18 protein-coding genes and 1 pseudogene are annotated in these 21,291 nt (G+C 67.8%); 12 read left to right on the top strand and 7 right to left on the bottom strand.

Going from position 1 to position 21,291, the window contains the following annotated elements; genetic code table 11:
- Window positions 1-505 precede the first annotated feature (505 nt).
- The 7 genes from OG242_RS31860 (at window position 506) to OG242_RS31830 (ending at window position 10,299) form a co-directional block, all read left to right on the top strand.
- Window positions 506-3,001 carry a Helicase associated domain protein gene (locus OG242_RS31860; protein ID WP_405901458.1) on the top strand — a complete coding sequence of 832 codons (2,496 nt, stop codon included), beginning with the start codon at window positions 506-508 and terminating at the stop codon, window positions 2,999-3,001.
- 40 nt (window positions 3,002-3,041) lie between these two features.
- A complete protein-coding gene (locus OG242_RS31855; protein WP_331738740.1) occupies window positions 3,042-3,386 on the top strand; it encodes a KTSC domain-containing protein in 345 nt (114 codons plus the stop codon).
- Between the two features lie 52 nt (window positions 3,387-3,438).
- Window positions 3,439-5,295, top strand: a complete 1,857-nt coding sequence (locus OG242_RS31850) for an AAA family ATPase (protein WP_331738744.1) — start codon at window positions 3,439-3,441, stop codon at window positions 5,293-5,295.
- A gap of 792 nt (window positions 5,296-6,087) precedes the next feature.
- A complete protein-coding gene (locus OG242_RS31845) occupies window positions 6,088-7,611 on the top strand; it encodes a Mu transposase C-terminal domain-containing protein (protein WP_405901459.1) in 1,524 nt (507 codons plus the stop codon).
- Window positions 7,601-8,377 (top strand): AAA family ATPase, encoded by a 777-nt coding sequence (locus OG242_RS31840; protein WP_136207106.1) that lies wholly within the window; start codon window positions 7,601-7,603, stop codon window positions 8,375-8,377. The genes OG242_RS31845 and OG242_RS31840 overlap by 11 nt, the downstream gene beginning before the upstream one ends.
- Window positions 8,377-9,408, top strand: a complete 1,032-nt coding sequence (locus tag OG242_RS31835; protein ID WP_331738754.1) for a hypothetical protein — start codon at window positions 8,377-8,379, stop codon at window positions 9,406-9,408. Before OG242_RS31840 ends, OG242_RS31835 begins: the two co-directional genes overlap by 1 nt.
- Before the next feature lie 297 nt (window positions 9,409-9,705).
- Complete coding sequence (locus OG242_RS31830; RefSeq protein ID WP_405901457.1) at window positions 9,706-10,299, top strand: hypothetical protein; 594 nt, start codon at window positions 9,706-9,708, stop codon at window positions 10,297-10,299.
- Between the two features lie 135 nt (window positions 10,300-10,434).
- Here the strand turns inward: OG242_RS31830 and OG242_RS31825 are convergent, their stop codons facing one another.
- The 6 genes and pseudogenes from OG242_RS31825 to ltrA all read right to left on the bottom strand — a co-directional run bounded on the left by OG242_RS31825 (window position 10,435) and on the right by ltrA (window position 15,759).
- Window positions 10,435-12,690: an ABC transporter permease gene (locus tag OG242_RS31825; RefSeq protein ID WP_405901456.1), complete on the bottom strand. Its 2,256-nt coding sequence runs from the start codon at window positions 12,688-12,690 to the stop codon at window positions 10,435-10,437.
- Window positions 12,690-13,394: an ABC transporter ATP-binding protein gene (locus OG242_RS31820; protein ID WP_331739125.1), complete on the bottom strand. Its 705-nt coding sequence runs from the start codon at window positions 13,392-13,394 to the stop codon at window positions 12,690-12,692. Before OG242_RS31820 ends, OG242_RS31825 begins: the two co-directional genes overlap by 1 nt.
- Window positions 13,395-13,611: 217 nt before the next feature.
- On the bottom strand, window positions 13,612-14,259 hold the full coding sequence (locus tag OG242_RS31815) for an IS3 family transposase (protein ID WP_331739150.1): 648 nt from the start codon (window positions 14,257-14,259) through the stop codon (window positions 13,612-13,614).
- A 1-nt stretch (window position 14,260) separates the two neighbouring features.
- Window positions 14,261-14,530 (bottom strand): annotated as a pseudogene (locus OG242_RS31810) (IS3 family transposase); the annotation flags it as partial.
- The gene (locus tag OG242_RS31805) at window positions 14,527-14,835 is read right to left on the bottom strand and encodes a transposase (protein WP_047471432.1); all 309 of its coding nucleotides are present in this window, start codon (window positions 14,833-14,835) and stop codon (window positions 14,527-14,529) included. The gene OG242_RS31805 and the pseudogene OG242_RS31810, both read right to left, overlap by 4 nt.
- A 66-nt stretch (window positions 14,836-14,901) precedes the next feature.
- The gene (ltrA, locus tag OG242_RS31800) at window positions 14,902-15,759 is read right to left on the bottom strand and encodes a group II intron reverse transcriptase/maturase (RefSeq protein ID WP_331739124.1); all 858 of its coding nucleotides are present in this window, start codon (window positions 15,757-15,759) and stop codon (window positions 14,902-14,904) included.
- 726 nt (window positions 15,760-16,485) lie between these two features.
- Between ltrA and OG242_RS31795 the strand changes: the two genes are divergently transcribed.
- The 4 genes from OG242_RS31795 to OG242_RS31780 all read left to right on the top strand — a co-directional run bounded on the left by OG242_RS31795 (window position 16,486) and on the right by OG242_RS31780 (window position 19,497).
- Window positions 16,486-16,980, top strand: coding sequence for a hypothetical protein (locus OG242_RS31795; protein ID WP_405901455.1), 495 nt, complete (start codon window positions 16,486-16,488; stop codon window positions 16,978-16,980).
- Window positions 16,981-17,392: 412 nt separating this feature from the next.
- Window positions 17,393-18,034, top strand: coding sequence for a hypothetical protein (locus OG242_RS31790; protein WP_331739122.1), 642 nt, complete (start codon window positions 17,393-17,395; stop codon window positions 18,032-18,034).
- 30 nt (window positions 18,035-18,064) lie between these two features.
- Window positions 18,065-18,475 carry a hypothetical protein gene (locus OG242_RS31785; RefSeq protein ID WP_331739147.1) on the top strand — a complete coding sequence of 137 codons (411 nt, stop codon included), beginning with the start codon at window positions 18,065-18,067 and terminating at the stop codon, window positions 18,473-18,475.
- A 683-nt stretch (window positions 18,476-19,158) separates the two neighbouring features.
- Window positions 19,159-19,497, top strand: coding sequence for a hypothetical protein (locus OG242_RS31780; protein ID WP_331739120.1), 339 nt, complete (start codon window positions 19,159-19,161; stop codon window positions 19,495-19,497).
- Here OG242_RS31780 and OG242_RS31775 read toward each other — a convergent pair.
- Window positions 19,473-19,949 carry an integrase core domain-containing protein gene (locus tag OG242_RS31775; RefSeq protein ID WP_405901454.1) on the bottom strand — a complete coding sequence of 159 codons (477 nt, stop codon included), beginning with the start codon at window positions 19,947-19,949 and terminating at the stop codon, window positions 19,473-19,475. The genes OG242_RS31780 and OG242_RS31775 overlap by 25 nt on opposite strands.
- Window positions 19,950-20,275: 326 nt before the next feature.
- On the opposite strand from OG242_RS31775, the gene OG242_RS31770 reads away from it, so the two are divergent.
- A complete protein-coding gene (locus OG242_RS31770; protein ID WP_405901453.1) occupies window positions 20,276-21,283 on the top strand; it encodes a serine hydrolase domain-containing protein in 1,008 nt (335 codons plus the stop codon).
- The last annotated feature ends 8 nt before the right edge of the window (window positions 21,284-21,291 follow it).

Raw genomic sequence — 21,291 nt, 5'->3', positions numbered from 1 at the left:
ATCGCTTCGCGATGGGAAAGCGAAACGAAACCGCTTCGCGGTTCGTGACGAAGTGTTTGGAAAGCCGCTTCGCGCCTTTCGGATTTCCGCTTCGCTCCAATCCGCGGGCTTCCGCTCCGCTCCAGCCCGAACTGCGGGGCGGGTCCGCTTCGCTCCCCCGCCCGGTTCCGGCTCCGCCGGAACGGCTGGCTACACGATGACGGTGCATCATTGCTGTTCTGTGTAGTATCCCGAGAAAACGGCCACCCCCGAACCGTGACACTCCATCATCCTGGCCCGAGTGCCGGCCCCGGGCCGTGGGTGCGGATTCCGCTTCGCTCCCCCGCACCAGACAGGCCATCAGTCGCTTCCGGGGGTGACTCCAGCGCCGGGACGAGGTGGCCTGAAACTCCCCCTGGGTACCATCGTCCCGCTACGATGGTACCTGTGCATCACCCGCATGTGCATCGCATCGTGCGTCACTGATGTGCTGTGTAGTATCCCGAACAGATCGCCACTTCCTCTGATGGCCACCTGTTCATTCCTGGATTTCCGGAGATCCGATATGCCGAGTACAGAGAAATTCACGCTCCGACCTCACCAGATCGAGGCCGTTGACGCTGTCGTGCGCGGCCTTGATATCCCTCCGGGGAAGAAGATCCCACGGGCCGGTCTGAGGGCCACCGTGGTGGCGGCCTGCGGCACGGGGAAGACGTTCATCGCCGCGCACTCCGCGCTCCGTCTGGCCCGTAACGGGCGGGTCCTGGTCCTGCTGCCGACTCTCGATCTGCTGACGCAGACCGTGCGGGAATGGCGGGCCGCCGGCCACCACGGACCCGCCGTCGCCGTCTGCTCGCTGGAGGACGACCCGCACCTGTGGGACCTCAAGGTCCGCTCCACAACGTCCGCACCGCAGCTGGCCCTGTGGCACGGACGCGGACCGGTAACCGTCTACGCCACCTACGCCTCCCTGCCCGTCCTCGCGGAAGCCCACGAGGGCGCATACGGGCTGCCCATGGACGTCTTCGACCTCGTGGTCGTCGACGAGGCCCACAGAACAAGTGGCTCGGCAGGAAAGGCGTGGGCCGCGGTTCACGACCAGGACATCATCCCTGCGATGCGCCGGCTCTACATGACCGCGACGCCCCGCATCTGGAAGGAGCGGCCGCCCCGGCCCTCCTGGGCGCAGCGGCAGGCCGGGGCCGGTCAGCTGTGGGACCCGCTGCCGCAGGACATGGCCTGCTCCATGGACGATCCCAAGGTCTTCGGCCCCGTCGTCTACGAGCTGTCACTCGCATCAGCCGTCTCCCGGGGCCTGCTGGCGCGGTATCAGATCGTCGTCGTGGAACTGACGGACCCGGTCGTCACCCCAGCCCGGCTCGCCAGACCGGAGAAGCGGGACGAGGACGTCCGCGGCGAACGCATGGGCGCGCTCCAGGCCGCACTGCTGGAGACCATGGCCGAACACGGGCTGCAGACCACCATCACCTTCCACCACCGCACCATCGAAGCAGCCGCCTTCGCCGGAGGGCTGGGCCGGGTCGCGAAGCGGCTCCACGCCGCAGACTCCGAGCGGTATCCAAAACGGGTGTGGGCGAACTGGCTGTGCGGGGACCACGAGCCCGACCACCGCCGCCAGGTCCTCGCCGACTTCGGCCGCCGCGCCGGACGCGCCGTGCTCTCCAACTGCCGCGTCCTGGGCGAAGGCCTCGACATCCGAGCCGTCGACTCCGTCGCCCTCCTCGACCCCAAGGGATCAGCCGTCGACATCGTCCAGGCCATCGGCCGGGCACTGCGGCAAAAACCCGGACAGGGGAAAATGGCGACCCTGATCGTGCCCGTCTTCCTCGCACCGGATGAAAAGCCCGAAGACATGCTCACCTCCAACTCGTATCGGCCCTTGGTGAAGGTTCTGGAGGGGCTTCGGGCACACGACGAGCGTGCTATCGAGCTGCTGGCCATTCCTCAGGAACAGCGGAAGGCGGTCGTTGATCCGTCGCCTCCGATCGGTCCCCCGCCGGAGGAGGGTCAGGAGGACACGCGGCCGCTGCTGCGGTTCGCCGCCCCCAGGGATCCGGTGGTGATCGCGAAGTGGGTACGGTTCAACGTCATCAGCACCGAACGCCAGGACTGGCAGCGCGGCTACGACGCCGCCCGCCGCTACTACGAGCGCGAAGGCGACCTGGACGTGCCCTACGAGCACACCGAGGGCGCCTACCCGCTCGGGAGGTGGCTGTCCGACCAGCGGCGTGCCTACCGCGCCGGGACCATGAACGGCGAGCGCGCCGACGAGCTGGAGGAGCTCGGCATGGTGTGGGACACCGCCGACGCCGCCTTCGAAGAGAATCTCGCCGCCGCCCGCGCCTACTTCAAGGAGGCCGGCACCTTGGCCGCGCCCCGGCACGCCACCGCCCTCGACCGGCATGTCGGGCAATGGCTCACCAACCTCCGCCGGCCAGGCGGACTCGGGAAGGACACCGGTCGGGCGCAGCGGCGGGCGGAGCAGCTCGCCGCGATCGATCCGGACTGGAACCCGCGGCTCCTCGGATGGACTGTGGACTGGCAACGCTGCTACGTCGGCCTGGCCGCCCTCCTGGACGCCGGGAACACGCTGGAGAACGTCCAGCCCGGCGTGACCTACCGGGGCGACGACATCGGCCGCTGGGCCACCCGACAGACACGGGACTGGGCGCAGCTGAACGCGGAGCAGCGGCGGCGACTGGAGGAGCTGGGTGTAAGGCCACGGGCGGTTGTACGAGCGCAGAAGGCCCCCGCGCGGGGTGCGGCGAAGGCTGGGGCTGGGAAGGGCTCCGAAGCCTTCCAACGGGGCGTACAAGCCCTGCAGCAATACATCGCACGGGAAGGAAAGACCACCGTCGGAAGGCAGCATGTCGAAGAGCTGCCGGACGGGACGTCGGTGCGCCTGGGCGTATTTCTCAGCAACCACAAGAGCCGGCGGGACCGACTGAGCGACGACCAACTCACCACCCTCGCCGGCTTGGGGCTGGAGTGGGCGGCGTAGGGGTGGAGACGGACTGTACTGCTGGTTCTCAAGCGGTGAGGTGCAGGTCTGGGCAGCCCTGCTGTTCTACGAGAACGAGAGGCTTCGGAACCTCGCTGGCACAGCCGAGTACCGCGCTATCATTTCGGTCAATCGTGCAACGCTTGGCACGTTAGCTGTAGGAGGCGCCTTGTTGCATGAGCCGGTCCGCTCCTCCAACCTCCGATCGGTGGGCTACGACCAGGCGGAGCGTGTGCTTGAGGTCGCCTTTCACGGTGGAGGGTTGTATCGCTACGAGAACGTGCCCGCAGAGGTGCACGTGGCGTTGATGATGTCCTCCGGTAAGGGCGGTTACCTAGCCCAGTTCGTGAAGGGCCGATATCGGTACCGTTTGATTTCGGGCTGACAGCCCGGTAGTTGTTCCAAAACCGCTCCATCGTTGTCGAGTCGAGGCATGCGTGCAGATCTGCTCCGTTTCTGTTGAGGGCTTCCGCTGCCTGGCGAACATCAACAATGTTCCTGTCCTGCCGCAGACGGTTCTGACTGGTCAGAACGAGGGTGGGAAGAGTGCTCTGCTGGACGCGCTGGACTTCCTGCTTCATGGGACTGCGCTGAGCGAGCGCGATCTCACCTATGTCAGCGATGGGGTCGTGCAAGAACCGGTGCACAGCGAGGACGCGGTCGCGCCGCACGCGCGGGTGCCTCAGACCACCGTGATGGGCGATTTCACCCTCAGCGCCAACGAGCAGCAGCATTTCGCCCTGCCTGAGCGGGTACAGATTCGCCGTCGCTTCCGCCCGGAAGCGGGTGCGTTCCTGGAGATCCGCCGCCGCGTCTGCCGGATCCCTGAGCTACGCGACTTGGAAGCGGTGAAGCTGGCGGGCCTTAGGGAACTCGCAGCTACCCACGGGGTCGAGCCCGTCGGGCAGTTGAATGCGCGGAACAGTTGGGAGCAGCCCCTCCGGGAGTTGGCCCAGCGGATGGAGCAGGTCGATGCGTGGGTGGCGGCGGACTCCGAGGTAGCTGCTGCGATGCCGTCCATGGTGTATTTCAAGGGCGACTCGGTCCAGGCGCCTGAGGCTGTGGTCCAGAGTCTGCTCAACTCCCGGCTGCGCGAGTACACGCGCGCCGATGAGGTGGCTAAGCGAGTGGCGGATCTTGAGGGCTATCTTGCCGAGTCGCTGACACCCGACATCGACAGCATCCGCGGGCACATCGCGCAGCGGTGTGCCCTGCCTTCGGTGGAACTGGACCCTCAGGTGCAGGTGCGTCCTGCGCTAGTCGGGGTGGAACTGAACATTGTGGACTCGCAGGGGAGGCGGTTTCCGCTCTCGTCGGCCGGGACTGGTCGCTCGCGCCGTATCTCGCTGGCCTTGTGGGAAAGCAGCAACGACCTGGGACAGGACCAGGCGCAGGAAGGACCTGCCTCGGATGTCGTGTTCGTTTACGACGAGCCTGACACCCACCTGGACTACTCCCACCAGCGGCGGATCATGGCATTGATCCAGTTGCAGTCGTCACGGCCGAACGCGCGCGTCATTGTGGCGACGCACTCACTCAACCTGATCGACGGAGTCGACATCTCGTCCGTGGTGCACCTACGCACCCACGAGGGGCAGGTTCGGGCGGAAGTCCTGAGCGAGGACAGCGCAGACATTGATGTGCGCCGCCACCTGTCGACAATCGCGACCACGCTGGGGTTCCGCAACAGTGTTCTGCTACACGAGCGGTTCTTCGTCGCGGTGGAGGGGGTGTCCGAAACATCCGCGTTCCCGATCTTGTTCCGCAAGCACGCCGGGTACCCCATTCAGTCCGCTGGTATCTGCCTGTGGGCTGGGGGAAGCAATGAGGGTGCCTTGCGATTTGCCAAGTTCCTCAAGGAACACGGCCGCGACGTTGCGTTCGTCGTCGACAAGGACAGCCGTGCGAACCAGAAGCACGTCTTCCGGGACGCCAAGCTCAAAGAGCATGGCTTCGACCCCACCGAGGAGTGCTTCTACCTCGGTTCCCCCAACGAGCTCGAAGACCTGTTCACCGACGGCGACTGGGCCGATACGGCCAACGCGCTGTGGAAGCCGAACACCGAGCGCGAGGCTTGGCAGCCTGCGGAAATCGAGGCACTGCGGTCCGGAAAGTTCAGCTCTCAGCTGCTGGGCTTGTTCAAGGCCGGCTCGGACGATGGACCTCAGAACAAGGAAGACCTCATGGTAGGCATCGCCGCGCACCTTGGTAAGGACCGCATCCCTGCTGCGCTCTCAGCAATCTTCAACTCCCTGATCGATCGCGCGCAGAACGCGGGGCCGCATCTGTGGTAGACGTCGCGCTGCCAGCCTGACGTGCCGCGCGCCGTACCTTCATACGCTTGAGTCGTTGTTCACGCGTCGGCGCCTCCCACGTGTGCAGGCCGACCGAAGCTACCCACTGTGAGCCGTGATGGCCCTGGTCATCGCCACACCAGCGGCATCCGTCAGGGGAAGGCAGGTCCTTGCGATGTACGCGTATCGTCCGCCCATCACCCATGGAACACCGCCCATATGCGTCGGAATGCCTTCGATATGAATACTTCCCCCGGAAGGTCATGCTCAAAGATTCCCACATGCCACTGACAGTCCTACGGCCCAATCCGGGCTGCCACAAGCACTGTGCCGCTGGCGGGCCAAGGTACTGGTAATTACCGCAAGCACCCTGCTGCTCGCCGGACACGATGCTGCAGACGAACTCGTTCTCCACGCGCTCCCACTAGGGCCTTCATCCTGCTCTGACCAGCGGAGATGCGAACCTGAGCAGCAACGGCGTGCCGAGCCATGATGCCGTGGCATTCCAGTGCCTCGGTCGGTCTGTCGAATGCGGAGCGATCTGCCAGACGGCTCCAGCGGTCGGACGCGGCTTCGCAACGGCGCGGCCGTAACGGATGGCAACGGTCGCTGTCAGCCGTATGCCGATTCCGGTCAGCCCGGTACCGAGGAGCTGGGATACCTGGGTCCAGGACGGCGGGGTGCCGTCTCGGACTCGGCAGAGAGGGGCCGTACATGCGGGGAAGCCGTGGTGAGATTCCCGCGGACGCCTCGATGGCCGTGTTCCCGCCCGCGTCGGGGCGTGCTGCGGCCATGCCCCGGCTGCTGGACCTCGACGGGCGTGGAGAGCTGACGGCCGCGCATGTGCGCCTGGTGGCGCAGGCGTTGGGGAAGTCGGAGCGGACGGTATGGCGGTGGCTGGCCGCTGCCCGGAAGGATCACCGTCTCGCTCGGGTGGAGTCGTCCCGTTTCACGGTCACCACGGAGGTCCGGCGGCTGCTGGCGCTGTGGGGCGGGAACGCCTCCCGGGTCCATGCCGAGCTGGCACAGCGGGCAGCCGAGGATCCGGACGCGCCCCCAGTCCCGTCGCTGTCCACGTTGCACCGGGCGATCCGGCGGGACCTGACCCGCGGGGAGCGGGCCGGACTCAGGAGCGGGGAATCCGCCCGGCGCGCGCATGACGTGTTCGGACAGCGGCCGGCCACACACCGCAACGCGGTATGGGAGGGCGACCACAAGCACGTACCCGTCGAGGTGGACGTCGAGGGTGAGCTGGCCACTCCGTGGGTGACCTGGTTCATCGACTGCGCCACCAGGGCCATCACCGGGGTGGCCGTCACCGCCCACCCTCCGAGCCGGGACGCGGTGCTGGCCTCCCTGCGCATCGCAATCACCCGCAGCGCACCGTTCGGCCCCCTCGGCGGACTGCCGGGACAGATCCGGGTCGACCGCGGCAAGGAGTTCCTGTGCCGGGCGGTCACCGCGGCGATGGGCGCGCTCGCCGTCCCCGTCACCGACCTCCCCGCCTACACCCCACACCTGAAAGGGACGATCGAGGCGCTGAACGACGCGGTGGAGGAGATGTTCCTCGTCTCGCTCCCCCGCTACACCGGCCGGCAGAAACTCACCGGCGGCCGGACCGCCGACCCCGAAGCCCCGCCCCTGACGTACGAGGCGTTCGTGGGACTGCTGCTGGACTGGGTGACCTGGTGGAACACCCGCCACCAGCCGTCCGCGCTGCACGGGCAGACCCCCCTCCAGGCGTGGCAGGCCGACGCGACTCCGCTCACGGATGTGTCCGCGGGGCAGCTGGCGACGTTCGTGCTGGAGGACAACGGGCGCACGTACACGATCAGCACGTCCGGGGTGCGGTGGCGCCGGCGCGACTACCTCGCCCCGTGGATGAACGGCCGCACAGGCACCAGAGTCTCGGTACGGCACCTGCCCCATCACGACGACACCATCGAAGTCTTCGACGCCGATACCGGCCGCCATCTCGGTTCGGCGTTCCTGGCCGCCGCGGCGAGCCGTGAGCAGATCCGCTCCGTCCAAGCCGCACGTACCGCAGCAGCCCGGCGGCTCAAGGCTGATCTGAAAGCCGCGGAAAAGCTGCGCCGCCGGCGCTTCGAAGCCTCCACCACCGCAGCCCCACCCAGGGCGCTCACCTCTTCGACCGCTGCGCAGGCCGAAGAGGAGCTCGGTGCGGCGGCTCAGACGGACCGCCGTGCGCTGGCTCGTCCCGATCTCGTACCGCACGGCCCAGCGCCCGACACCTGGGCCCGTCCCAGGCCGCCACGCACACCCACTCCTGACAAGGACCGAGCCGATGATCACTGAGCTGGACTACGGGCTGCTGCCCGACGAGAGCGAAGACCACTTCCTGGGCCTGGAGCAGGCGCAACTGGTGGGCACCGATACGCTCCTGACCACCCGGGACAACATCGAAGCCGTCATCGAGGCCAAGGCCATGATGTGCGTCTACGGGCCGGCCGGATCCGGCAAGACGATGTCGGTGAACTCCGCGCTGCGCCACCTCGCACCGGACATCACCCACCGCCTGGAACTGCGGGCCGGACCGACCCCGCGAGACATTCGGCACGGTCTCTTCCAGGCACTGGGACTGCCCGGTGAGCCGCCGGCCCGCCCGATCGAGTTCGACACCCTCCTCAAAGAGGCACTCGCCGAGGAATTCAGGGTCCTGGTCTGTGACGAGGCGCAGTGGATGAAGAAGACCGGGTTCGAGTTCTGGCGCCACCTGTGGGACGACAAGCGCACCAACATCGCGGTGATCTTCGCCGGGGGCGACGGCTGCTACAAGGTTCTGCGCCGCGAGCCGATGCTGGCCTCCCGGATCTTCATCTGGCAGGAGTTCACCCGCATGTCCAAGGACGAAGTGAGGGAGACGATTCCCGCCTTCCATCCTGTCTGGGCCGATGTGGACACCGCGCTGATCGACGCGATCGACAAGCAGGCCGCCCATGGCAGCTTCCGCAACTGGGCCAACATCACCACCCACATCCTGGCCGGCATGAAGAAACTGCACCTCAATAAGGTCGACGAAGACCTCGTGCGCTGGGTCTACAGCAAAATCGGCGGCATGTAATGACAGCCGGCAGTCTCCCAGCCGTCACCGTCGTCATCGACAAGCACGACCACCCCGACTGGACGACCGCCGCTCACCACGCGCATCACCCGGGCCTCGGACGCCTGACCATCGACCCCAGCCCCGCCAACGGAGCACCCGCCGCCCTCGCCCACGACCTTCTCTATGCCCTGGGCAAACGACTCCCCCCAGGCGGAGAAACGTACGGGACGTGGGCCGACTCCCAGCGCCCCGCCTGGGACGCCGTCGCCACCTGGATCCTCACCCACCACATCGGACACCTCATCGTCTGCCGCACCGACCGCCTCACACACGCCCGCCGGCAACAACTCCTCGCCCTGCGGGAACAATGCGGCATCCGCCTCACCCTCCTGTGGCACCGCCCCGTCACCCCCGCCCTGACAACACTCCTCGAAGCCACCCCATACCGACTCATCGACGCCCTCCCCCGAGCCCGGAACGCGCTGACCCAGACCGGGCATTCAGCGTCCAGCACCAGAAACACGGGACACTGGCACCACCGGCACATCAAGGACGACGGACAGTGGATCACCCCACCCGCACCGTCCAACGGCACGGTGACAGGCCGTCCGAAACGGGCGCAGTGCCAGGGCGCCCCCGTACTCGCCCCGACAACGAACAACGCACCACCCGCGCGAGAGCGTCACCACCTACCAACGGACGCCCTCGTCGCACGGCTGGCCACGGTGGCACACCCCCTGCACGCAACAGCGCTGACCATCCACGCGGTCACCGGAGCAGACCTCACCCGGCTCGCTCTCATCCGCGGCATCGACATCAACGAAGCAGCAACCGCTGTCAAAGTCCACGACAGCACCGCCCACCGCAGATGCCAGGTCCACCCACTCCCCACCTGGACACACCAGCTCATACGCGCCGCCGGCATTCACGGACACCTCAAGGGCCGTACCGCCGACAGTCCGCTCTTCCCACTCATCACAGTCCAGAACGGCGAACAACTCACCCGCGCCGCAACAGGGATCCGCTACCACCTGAAACCCATGCCGTAAAAGGCCATGCCTACCACCTTCGGCCAGCAACGCCCCGGCACCGCCGCACGGCCGTGACCAGCAACAACACCCACCCATCTGTACCAACCGGCAACAAACTGACCCGCACCATCACCAAAAACGTCAGCACCGGATCGGCATTCCTGACAACAACCGAGCCACCCACAACAACCCACAGAGCAGCAGAGAGCCCGCTACTCACCCACTGACATCAAAACGCCGAACCACCACCGACAAAAACTCGCAGATCATCAACCACCGACAAAAACTGGCAGATCATCAGTCAGAAGTCCCTACTTGCCGCCACTGCCGCAGCGGGATGTTTCCGCAGCGGTGCACAAGGTACGCAAGATCCTGCGTAAGGATTCACGAGGGCGAACCACCGTCCTGGACAGCCCCGAAGTCAGGGCGGACTTCGCCGCAGCGTTGGACGTCGCACGGGACACGCTGCTGGTTTCCGAAGTGGCCCGCGCTGAAGCTCTCCTCGCCCGTTGGAACACGCCGCCTCGCCGTACCTTCAACGAGGCCCCAGGTCTGAGTCCCCAAACGCTCAAAACTGTGGCCGTCGCGGTGCGCGGAGCGCTCAAGAAGGCCGCGCGGGAGCAGCGAACAACGAGCTGGGAAGGCCTGAAGCGTCAGCTCGGTTCTGCGCTCCCTTCAATGACTGCGGCCGAGCGCACCAAGGTACTGACGCTGGTCGATGAGGGCTCCGCCTCAGCCGACCAGCCCTTGCTGTCCGTACTCGTTGCGATGAACTCCCCCGCCCTGGCACAGACCTATCGTCAAGTCGCTCTGAACCTCGGTCTCGAGATGCCCAGCGACGACGACGGCCTTGCTGACGTCATCCGGGCGGACAGCGAACACCTTCATCGCTACTGGCGGGACAGGTAGCGCGCGGCGGGGTGGCTCAGCGAGTGCGAAGGGACGCCAGGCGTCGGTGCCACGCACAAGGCCATCGCTGAGGTTGGCCAGTCCTGCCTGCAGCCTTCGGCACGACTGGCCCATCGTTGCTAAGCGTGATCCTCGTCAGTCCCCTCGCGGGCGCCAGCGGCGGGCTTGCCTTACCGAGACGGTGTTGGCCCATGCCCACATGAGGATGCCGATGGCCAGGACTGTTCCTGCGGCCGCGAGGGTCAGGTCGCGTGTGAGGAAGGCGTCGTCGCTCTCGGAGACGGGGTCGGCGAGGCCTGATGCGACGGCGCTGCCCGCAAGTGCTGCCAGGACGAGTGGCATGAAGACGGTCCATGCGGCGCTGGTGCGGAAGACGTGGAGTCCGCCGGTGAGTACGGACAGCGGTGCCAGTGCCCGTCCGTGGCGGAGGAACTCTGCCATGGCACTGATGCCGGCAGTGAGGGTGAGGACGGTGACGCCGAGGAGGCCGAGGAGGGTGCTCCAGCGGCCCTGGTCTCGGTTGGGGATTCCCGCGGTCAGTTCGTCTTCGCCGGGGGCGCTGGCGCGTGCGCCGCGTGGGAGCACTTGGTGGGCCAGCTTTTTGATGGCGGCGGCGGAGATGGCGTGTCCGTCGTTGCGGACGAGGACGAGGGCGGATTCTTCGGTCGAGGAGGCTGTGCGGTGGGCGAGGGCGGGCCCGGTGGTGCGGTGGGTGTCCATCTGTAGGGGTCCGTGTGGTGTCCACCTGACCATTTCTTGCAGTCTGGGGTCTTGGGGCGGTCCGGTGAGGCGGGCGGTGCGTGAGGGGCACTTCAGGTGGAGGGCGATCAGGGCGGGGCAGTCTCCGTAGAGGCGCATGGGGGCGCTGCTGCCCGGGCCGTCGGCCGGGCCTGCCAGGAGGACGGCTTGGGTGTTGTCCGGCAGGCGGTGAAGGAATGCGGTCATGTCGGCATCCGAGACCTGGCCTCTTACGCCGACGGACAAGGCGCTGGTGCCGATGCGGTCGAGGGTGCGCTGCGCGTCGTTGCTCTGGGCTCCGAAGAGTCCTTGCCAGGCGACTGCCTGCATGAGGACGATGAGGGCCACGGTGACGCCGGTGACCAGGCGGGCGGTGCTGCCGGGATAGGTGCTGGTGCGGCGCCCGGCCACCAGGGTTCCGGCCAGGCCGCGCGACTGTCCCCAGCGGGTGAGGACCGGGCCGGCGGCTGCGATCGCGGTCGCGATCGCGGCGGGCAGGGTCAGCACGGTGCCTGCGATGCCCACCCAGCCGACAAGGGTGCGCTGTCCCGAGTCGGAGCCGACGAAGTCGGGGCCCCGTACGGCGATGAGGAACATGACGGGGAACAGACCCGCGATGCGGGGCAGCCAGCGGGATGCGCTTGGGCTGTGAGGCCGGGTGCCCGTGCCACTGCGGCGGGGGGCCAGCTCGGCCACAACAACAGTGGCGCAGACCAGGACGAGAGCAGCGGCAGGTGTGAGCCCGACCAGCCAACCGTGCTGGCGCAGGTACTCGCTGGAGAGGATGTAGTGGGTGAAGGGGATGCGGAGGTCGGTGAGCAGGGCCGGTGCAACAGCCGTGGCGCCGAGCAGGGCGCCGAGCAGGACTGGCTGTGCTGCTTCGCCGAGTGCGACCAGGGCGCGGTCGGTGCGGCGGCCGCCGAGTGCGGCGATCAGTGCGGTTCTGCGGTCGCGGGCGTGAGCCCCTGTTCGCACGGCGATGACGAGTAGGGCCAGAGCGGGCAGGCCGAGCAGGCCGGCCACAGCGATCTGGAACATCCACTCGGCTTTGTCGTCGTCCCGGCCCGATCCCGGTTCCAGGCCTGGGGCGAAGATGCCCTGGGTCGCCGGGCCGAAGCCGGCGATGACATTGGTCGGCGCTTTGTCGCTGATGCCGTCGCGTGGGCGGACATAGGCGAGCCATTCAGATGGTTCGTCGAGTCCGGAGGGCTGGATGACACCGGCCAGGCGACCGTAGCGGTGGTCGATGTCCTCGCTCGCTCCCGCCTTCCGCAACTCGGGCGAGAGCACAGCTTCTCCCGGGGCCGGCCAGTGGTCCACGCCGGGAGGCAGCGGTGCGTCGCCCTCGTGGGGGGCCAGGAAGACGAGGTGGAACCGTCGCTTGTTCTGCAGCGAATCGGAGGCCACCAGCCAGGTCGTGGAACCCTTGTCGCTCGCCCGGTCTTGCACGACCGGGGTTCGCGCAATCCGGTGTTCCTCCTTCCCCGCGTACATGGCGTGGACGGCTGCCAAGCCGGCCAGCACGACGGACAGAACGGCAGTGGCGAGGAGCAGCGCCACTACCCGGATACCGCCAGCCTCCGCCCGGCGGCCTGCGCCTCGCCCGATGCCCAGGAGTCTGCGCGTCAGCTCCCCTGCGCCTGTTGCAGCCATCAGACGGCACCTCCGGCGGCAGCGGGCTCCAGGATCCCGGCCGACAAGTGGAGTGCGCGGTCGGCGCGGGCAGCGATTCCCGGATCATGGGTGACCACCAGCAGGCCGCACGCGTACCGCCGCGGCACCTCGAAAAGCAGATCCGCGGTCCTGTCCCGGGATTCGGCGTCCAGGGCCCCGGTCGGCTCATCCGCCAGCAGCAGCGCCGGCTCGTTGATGAGTGCGCGGGCCACCGCTGTCCGCTGGCGCTCCCCGCCGGAAAGTTCCTGGCTCGTCGCAGCCGGCGGAACCCCGAGTTCCTCCAGAAGGCGCTGTGCTCGCCCCCGCGCTTCATGGCCGCGGCCGTTACGTGCCAGCAGGGCAGCCAAGTACACGTTGTCCAGAGGGCTGAGTTCCGGGAGAAGCTCGCCGAACTGGAAGACCATACCGATCGACTGTGCACGCAAACGAGCCAGCTTGGCCTGCCGCAGGCCGGATATAGGTGTGCCGGCGACTTCCACTGTTCCGCTGTCGGGTTTGATCAGGCCGAGTACGCAGGACAGCAACGTGCTTTTCCCGGAACCGCTCGGTCCCGTTACCGCAACCGACTCCCCCGCACGCAGTAACAGAGAAAGGCCGTCGAACAAAGTCCGTCCGCCGATCCCGTAGCCGAGATTCGAGATCTCCAGTACCGGCCGCGCTTCCGCCGTATCGCCCTGTGCCATGCTCACTTGTCCTGTCCTCACCGTGCTGTCCCGCGCGGCATGCAAAACGCGGTGGGGCGCCGCCGGGGCACCCCACCGCCTTAAGGTTCTTAGCGTCCGTCGCCGGGCGAGTCCGTCGGACCGCACCGGTCAGGCTTGTTGTTGAGATTGACGCAAGCCTGCACCGATGTCACGTAGTTGGTGGTGTGAGGTTCCCCCGTTGCTCGGGAGGTGCTGATCAGCTGGTCAGGGCGGGTTGGCGGGGTTTCAGGTTCGCTCGTTCGGCCGTTGCCTGCTCGGCGTAGTGCTTCTCCTCGAACTCGATCGGGCTGAGGTAGCCGAGCCGCTTCTGGATGCGCCGGCTGTTGTAGAAACCGTCGAAGTACTCGAAGAGCGCGAGGTTCGCCTCGGCCCTGGTGGCGAAGACGCGACCGCGGACGCACTCGGTCTTCGTCAGCATCCACAGATTCTCCGCGAGGGCGTTATCGTAACTGTCGCCGACCGAGCCCATCGACGCCTCAATTCCCGCTCTCACCAGGCGAGTTGTCAGCTTGATGGATGTGTATTGGCAGCCGTGGTCGGCGTGGTGGATGAGCTTGCCGGGCTCGATCTCGCGGGAGGCGAGCGCGTACTCCAGGCTGGACAGGACCAGGTCGGCGTCCGCGCGGGCGGAGGTTTCCCAGGCCACGACCCGGCGGGAGAACGCGTCGCGGATCGCGGACAGCCACAGCGGTCCCTCGGCGGTCGGGATCATCGTCAGATCGGTGACCCACAGACGGTTCGGCCCCTGAGCGGTGAAGTCCCGGTTGACGAGGTCCGGGGCGAGCGCGGCCCTGGGATCCCGGCGCGTGAAACCGCTCCGGCGCGGGGTTGAGACCCGCCAGATCGGCCTCGCGCATCAAACGCTCGACGCGTTTGCGGCCCACGTGGACGCCCTCGCGTTTCAGCATGGCGTGCACGCGCGGTGACCCGTAGATGCCACCGGACTGGGTGTGGATCGCCTTGATCTGCCCGGTGAGCTCGACGTCGCGACGCCGCCGCTCGCAGGGCTCCTTCTCGGCGCGGCGCCAGCGGTAGTAGGTGGAGGAGGCGATGGAAAGTTCCCGGAGTACGCACTCGACTCCCAGGTGTGGATGCTCGTCGAGGAGCGCGGTCACCTGGGCCGGGTCGGGTCGAGTTGCGCCGCGAAAAACGCCGAGGCCGTCCGCAGTACGTCGTTCGCCCTCTTGAGCTGGGCGTTCTCCTTCCGCAGTGCCACCAGCTCGGCGTGTTCGTCGGTGGTCAGCCGGTCATCACGCTCGCCGGCATCGGCCTCGGCCTGACGGATCCAGCCCCGCAGGGCCTCGGGGTGGACGCCGAGGTCGACGGCCAGCTTCTTGATCTGCGGCTTCGGATCCGAGGTGCGATACATCCGCACCGCACGCTCACGCAACTCCAGCGAGTATTTCCTGGGGGCAGCCATGGTCGATGTTCCTCTCATGAGAACCATCTGACCCTCTGTCATCGACTTCCGCATCTCGGGGGAACCTCAATCAGCCAGCAGACACGTCAGCTGCTCCAAAGCAGCTTCGGCCTGCGCGCGGGTCGCGCACATCACCACAGCGTCATCGGCATAGCGGACCAGCACCCCATGCTGCCGTGTCTCCCACGCCCGGTCGATCCGGTGCAGAAAGACATTGGCCAGGAGCGGGGAGACAACCCCGCCCTGAGGAGTACCGGTGACCGGCCGGCGGACCTGCCCGTCTTCCATCACTCCGGCCCGCAGCATTGCGCGCAGAAGCTTCAAAACGGACTGATCACAGACACGTTCCTCGACCGCGTGCATCAACTTCTCATGGTCAATGGCCTCAAAGCAGTTGGCGATGTCCGTCTCGACGACCCATCGCCGTCCCCGCCAGGACTCATCGATCAAGACCTGCAGGGCATCATGTGCGCCCCTCCTGGGCCGGAACCCGAAAGAGCACGGCAGCATGTCCGCTTCGAAGACCGGTTCGAGCACGATCTTCAGCGCCGCCTGCACGATGCGGTCGCGAACTGCCGGAATGGACAAGGGCCTTTGCTCCGACGTACCGGGTTTGGGAATGAACACCCGGCGAGCCGGAAGCGGCTGCCACCTGCCGTCCTTCAACTCCGCGACCAGCTCACCGAGAAGCCGGGTGACCCCGTACTCCTCGACCTGCGCGAGATCAACCAAGTCGATGCCCGGGGCGCCGTTGTTACGACGCACCGTCAACCATGCACGCGCCAGGACATCCCTGCGGTGGACTTTGTCCCCCAGCGCGTGGAACCGTCGTCCGGGACCGGCCTTGGCCGCCCGGTAGAGCGCATGCTGGAGGGCACGGACCGGATCCGAGGGAGAACGTCCCCCGACGGCGGGACTAGCCACGCGGGCACTCACCGGGCCCCTCTACTTCAGCAGTACACATCGACGAAGCAGCGGCCCTTCCTCCACCGGCGGTTATGTTGTCCGCCCGGCTCAAGCAGTACTACGGCCGCCTCCGACGCCCACCCGGCCCGCTTTCCCTTCCCGGGGCACCCCCGGTTATAGGTCGCGATGCTTCCGACAGCACTCCTGCCGCAGGCTGCCGGGCCGGGGAGGGCCTCCCCAGTTCCCGCCGTCACCTTCGAAACGTTCCATGCCCCATACGCCGGGGAGTCCCTCGCGGCTGCCCATCCAGGATCTTCACCGCTTCCATGGCCTTCGCCCTGATTTCGGGGGCTCGGCTCTCCCTGTCCCCACCCTCACGAGCAGGCCTCCAACGACGCCGCAGACTTCGCGTGATGCTACGGACCGCTTCTTCGCTCCCCCTTCACAGGGCTTTCGACGCTGGACTTCGACGCTGGGCGTTTCCCCCCGACACCGCCAGCCTGCTACCGGGCCTCCTGGCAGCTACCCGGACCGGACTCACACCGGCAGGCGACGACGAGCTTACGAACCACGATCAACCACCTACATGGCCAACCTCCAAGTTCTGCTGGGCGTACGAAAGCGCGAGGCTAGGGATTGAAGGTATCAAAGCGATCCGCCAAGATGCTCAATAGTCGGCAGGGCAAGGGGCCCTGGGTATCCAACTATTGGGGGCGGACCATGATCCACATTACGCTCGGCCGAATGCGCTACGTCAACCCGCAGGAGGACCAGCTGGGCCGCGAACACGTCGGCTGGGACCCGAGCATGGGCGACGAAGCCCTCTTCCGCGCCAACCGAGGCTGCTGGGTCCTCGGCGAGCGGGCGGAGAAGGAGCAGTACGCGCTGCTCTCCTACGAAGGGGAGGTGCGTATGGCCATCGAGATCGACAGGCTGGTTCCGGTGGCCGGAGGACGCAAGGCGATGGAGGGCAGGTTCCTCAAGCCGGGCGACGCGGTCTACGACGCCTACGTCGGCGGGAATCCTCCCGTGGAGTCGGCCCGTAACCCGATTACCTACTTCGACTCCCCGCACGACAGCCGCTTGTGCGGGTGCGGCTGTGGTGAACCGGTCGCCGGCGGCTGGTTCCTGGCCGGACACGACCAGAAGGCCCTACATACCCGAGTCGCCAAGATCGGCACTGTCCGCGAGTTCATCGACTGGTTCGACAACACCTACGTCGAGCCGACGACCGAATAGCCGCTCAGTTCTCGTCGACGGACCAGCACCCTCCCCTCTGAGGCCCGCCACCCGATGGCGGGCCTCAGTTCGTCTCCCGCTCGATGAACGGCACGCAAGGTGCACACAAGAGCCGCCATACAGATAGTGCCGCGGCCGGAAGGGGTCGGCGATGGTGAGTCGGATCTGACCTGCGATGACCCGGGGGTAGGGCGCTGATCAGCTGCCCACGCGGCATGGAAGACTGGGCCCGCCCGCCGCGCCCTGGCGGGCGGATTCTGGGAGGGCGCCGAACATGGCGAGCTGGAGAAGGCGCGCGGCGGTACTGTGCGCCGTTGTCGCGGTAAGTGGACTGGCGGGTTGCGGCGGGACCGACGAAGAGGCAGCCGAAGCCAAAGCGTCCCCGGCGCCGCCCGTGAGCGACGCGCAACGCATGACCGAGGCGCTGGAGACGTTCAAGGCTTACCGCTCGTTCGGCTTGAAGGGGGAGGTCAGGGACGAGGGCGGCACCTCGATCGATTTGCACGTCGACCGTGAGGGCCACTGCACCGGCACCTACACCCGCGCCCATGCGGTAACCCGCTTCGTCATCATCGGCGACCGGGCCTGGTCGGCATACGACGACGCGACGCTGAACGACTCCATCGTGGTCGCGCAGATTGTTGGACCCGAGGCGGTGGCCGCGGCCAAGGACGCCATCGCGAAGGCGCGCGGTAAGTACGTGGAGTCATCTGCCGCCGAGCTGACCGCTCAGACCGCCCTTTCGCTGTGCCGGATGGACACCGCCTACGCAGGAGTGCCCGCCTCTGTGACCACCGCCGAGCACAGCAACCCCCGCGTAGTGGACGGGGAGCAGCGCGTCACGCTCACGCACGCGGTCAAGGCCGGCGAGGTGGTCGTCCACGTACCGGAATCGGGCAGGCCGACACCCCGCGGCATCGAGTTCGAGATCGCGGACACCCCCGTAGTGGTCGACGTCTACGACGCCGACGTGCCGGTCGATCCGCAGAAGCCTGATGCCCCTGACGTGGTGAAGGCCAAGGACGTACGCGGGCTTTACCCCTTCCCGAAGTGACCCGCGAACAGTCTGGACGATGATCTCGTGATGTTCGATCGTCTGGAGATCAAGGCGTTGCCGCACGAACCTCGGTTCCCTGCCCAGCTGCGGTTCTGGGTCAACGGCGAGGACGTGGTCGAAGCGACGGTCGGCGAAGGCGGCCGCGGCCCGTACGCTGCCGAGGCGCTGCCGGCTGGTCTCCCCAGCCCTCTACGAGCGACCGGCGAGGCGCGCCGCCTGGAGCTGGGAGAGCCGGACTGCACCGGTGGCTGCTGCGGCTTCCTGACCGTGGTCGTGCAGCGGTTCGGGGAGATCGTGCAGTGGTCGGACTGGGAAGTTCCGTGGGCGGCGCACACCGAGATGCCCTATCCCCCGCCAGAGCTCCACTTCGACGCGAGTCAGTACGACGCCGAAGTAGCTCGCGCTGAAGCGGATCGCTGGTGGCAGGCGTACTCGTAGCCCAGCACAGAGCGACCCCGCGATGCTGGGGCTCTACCGGCGGCCCCGCGTCCTTGGTCAACGGGCGACGCCCCAGCAGGCCCAGGTGTTGTTGAGACTCGCCGCCCTCGCGGCCACGGATGCCAAGGGCCGGCCGGCGGTCCCGCAACACGTCCTCTCCGGAGCCGCTGTCGGCGCGGTCGTCCTGGTGCTCGGTCATCTGGGCGAGGAAGTGGGCGTAGCCCCGGCTCGCGCGCGCCAGGAGTGCCGCCGAAGGCGCTCCGTAGAGTCGGAGGTGGAGTCCCGGTCTGCGGGCATGCGGCACCACCCCTCATGTCCGGCCGGTGGTTCGTCGGCGCTCTCGACGCCACGACCGGTGCGCCGCTCCCTCAACATGATCGCGACGCGTTGCGCAACTCGGCCCCCGGGGTCCCGATCACGGCCCGGGGAGCAGCGCGGGCACGGGGGCGCGTGCACGGCGACCCCGGCGGATGCTCTGACCGGGTCCTCGAACTCGCACGACCGGGTCACGCGGCGGGGTCTGGTCAGCTGGCCACCGTCGGCCAGGCGCGCTGCCCCAATCCCCGTCTGTGGCCGGGTCATCATTTGGGCAACCCTGTGACCTGCGCATGTGGGGGTTTGGGTCAGCGATTGGGTCGGAGGTCCTGAGAAGCATTCACGGCATCACCTGAACAGGAGCTGCCGTGAACGGAACCCGTGTTTTTGAGTCGCTGAACGCCGAGTGGGCGGTTGTGTGCGCCGAGCCGGGCCACACCGAGATGGTGCTCGGATGGCTGCGCGAGGGCGGCGTGTACCTCAGGGACGGGGAGCTTGAGGGCGGCCTGTCGGAGGTCCTGGTCGAGCTCGGTCGCCGGGACCGGACGCAGGACCGTGGGCACAGCGACCGGTGGCTTCGGGTGCTGCTGGAGCGGGCCGTCGGCGAGGGCGCCGGGGCGCTGCTGGCGGCGCGGGTGGTTGTGCAGGCTGAAGTGACCCCTCAGGTCCCGACACTTCCGTTCTATGCCGCGAGGTCCAGCCGTTGATGGCAGCGGACCCTCGCCTGGTACGGCGTGATGTAGCCGATGGCCGAGTGGATCCGCTCCCGGTTGTAATGTTCCGCGATCCACCGGAAAACGTCCTGCCGAGCCTGCGCCCGGGTTTCCCAGGCGGTCGTCCCGATCTCTGCTTTCAGGACGGCGAAAAAGCTCTCCGCGGCAGCGTTGTCGAAGCACGAACCGGTGCCCCCGGCGCTCTGCCGAATGTCCAGCTCACCCAGCAGAGCGCGGAATTGATGGGACGTCAGCTTCCGTCCGCGCTGCTCGCACGCCTCGGCGAGCCGTACGGCGGTGGGGATGTGCCCGAGGTCGACCGCCTGGTCCGCGAGCCCGCGCAGTGCGGTCGCGGCGAGTTCGATCTCGCCGGCCTCGGCGGCAAGCCGGTAGCTGTGCAGGTGGTACTTCTGGCTCAGGCCCTGGTTGCCCTCGTCGCGGGTCATCCAGCTGATGCGAAGAGGATCACACCGGCCCACAGCATGAGATTCGGTCCCAGGCACCGCATGACGCACCCGCCAGCCCTCGGCCGGAGGCTCCGGTACGGCGGTCAGGGGCGGGACATCCCGAGGCGACCCCAGGTAAGGTGCCCTGCGGCTCGACCGGAGATCGGAGGCAGGGTGGAACACCTGGTGGCGGAATCTGCGCGTCTCACGAAGGAAGGCCGCGCCCGGACCCGCCCGGCCTCCTGCGCGTCACGAAGCCATGCCGCCAACAGCAGGCGCCAGCCGCTCCGTTCACCGCGCTGCCACTCCACCGCAGGGGCTGCCCTGTGAGTGCGTCCGAGGCCCCGGCGCGCATCCGCCGGATGCTGGAGCAGTTGGTGGAGCGCAGGCTCCTCCTCGGCGGCCAGGTCTTCCACCGGCATGGCAGCGAGAGCCACCGCATCGCGGTGGGCGAGGCGCCGGGGGTCGGCGCCGCCGAGGCGGCCGGACGCCTGTACTGCGCCAACAAGCCGGTGCTGGCGGTCATCGCCGGACTCGCTGCCCAAGACGGGCTTCTCGGTTTCCAGGACCCGCTGACCCGCTTCTTCGGCGACTGCGCCCCGGCCATGGCCGCCGTCACCGTCGCCGACCTGCTCGGGCACGCGGTCAGGCTTCCCCCGTCCCTGCACCGGGACAGCCCGTCCCTGGACGAACGGGGGCGTCGCATCGCCGCAACCGCCACACCCCGCCAGGGCCCTGCCCACTACAACGCCCAGAGCACGTCCGCGGTGCTCGGCGCGATCGTCGAACGGGTCCACGCCCGGCCCCTCGCGGACGTCGTGGAGGAGCGGGTCGCCCGGCCGCTCGGCCTGCGCGACCTGGCACTCGTGCCGCGACCGGGCCGGCCGTACGGTGCGCTGCACCGCCGCGACGGACAGCTGCGGTTCGTCCCAGTCGACGACGAGGCGCGTGGTCTGGACGCGCTGAACCCCGGGCAGGCAGGGGTGTCCACGGCCGCGGACGCGGGCCTGCTGTACGCGGATCTCCTGGAATCACTCGACGGCCGAGGCACCCTGCTGTCGCAGGCGACGGCCCGCCGACTGGTGGCCGCCGGACCGCCGGTACACCTGTACGACCTCGGCGAGCGCAGCTGGGGCCTCGGCTTCCAGCGGGACCTGCCCCAGGGCATTCTGGGCGCGGGATGGGGTCCGGGCACCTTCGGCCACCTGGGCACCGCGCCCCGCCGCATCGTCGTCGTGCACGCCGCCGACCCGGAGGCCGGACGGGTACTGACCATGCGGCTGTTCAGCCCCGTTGACGACCGGTGGGTGCGGCAGCTCACCGTGATCGCCTGACCACCGCC

It is taken from the genome of Streptomyces sp. NBC_00727, assembly GCF_045161745.1.
Lineage (GTDB): Bacteria > Actinomycetota > Actinomycetes > Streptomycetales > Streptomycetaceae > Streptomyces.
Note: the sequence above shows the minus strand (reverse complement) of the source record. Positions and strands in the feature narration are given on the sequence as shown.

What these genes read in the sequence shown, in the direction of transcription:
- OG242_RS31860 (WP_405901458.1), top strand. Translation starts at nt 506, where the DNA reads ATGGCCACCTGTTCATTCCTGGATTTCCGGAGATCCGATATGCCGAGT.
- OG242_RS31845 (WP_405901459.1), top strand. Translation starts at nt 6,088, where the DNA reads ATGCCCCGGCTGCTGGACCTCGACGGGCGTGGAGAGCTGACGGCCGCG.
- OG242_RS31840 (WP_136207106.1), top strand. Translation starts at nt 7,601, where the DNA reads ATGATCACTGAGCTGGACTACGGGCTGCTGCCCGACGAGAGCGAAGAC.
- OG242_RS31835 (WP_331738754.1), top strand. Translation starts at nt 8,377, where the DNA reads ATGACAGCCGGCAGTCTCCCAGCCGTCACCGTCGTCATCGACAAGCAC.
- OG242_RS31825 (WP_405901456.1), bottom strand. Translation starts at nt 12,690, where the DNA reads ATGGCTGCAACAGGCGCAGGGGAGCTGACGCGCAGACTCCTGGGCATC.
- OG242_RS31820 (WP_331739125.1), bottom strand. Translation starts at nt 13,394, where the DNA reads ATGGCACAGGGCGATACGGCGGAAGCGCGGCCGGTACTGGAGATCTCG.
- OG242_RS31805 (WP_047471432.1), bottom strand. Translation starts at nt 14,835, where the DNA reads ATGGCTGCCCCCAGGAAATACTCGCTGGAGTTGCGTGAGCGTGCGGTG.
- OG242_RS31795 (WP_405901455.1), top strand. Translation starts at nt 16,486, where the DNA reads ATGCGCTACGTCAACCCGCAGGAGGACCAGCTGGGCCGCGAACACGTC.
- OG242_RS31790 (WP_331739122.1), top strand. Translation starts at nt 17,393, where the DNA reads ATGACCGAGGCGCTGGAGACGTTCAAGGCTTACCGCTCGTTCGGCTTG.
- OG242_RS31785 (WP_331739147.1), top strand. Translation starts at nt 18,065, where the DNA reads ATGTTCGATCGTCTGGAGATCAAGGCGTTGCCGCACGAACCTCGGTTC.
- OG242_RS31775 (WP_405901454.1), bottom strand. Translation starts at nt 19,949, where the DNA reads ATGACCCGCGACGAGGGCAACCAGGGCCTGAGCCAGAAGTACCACCTG.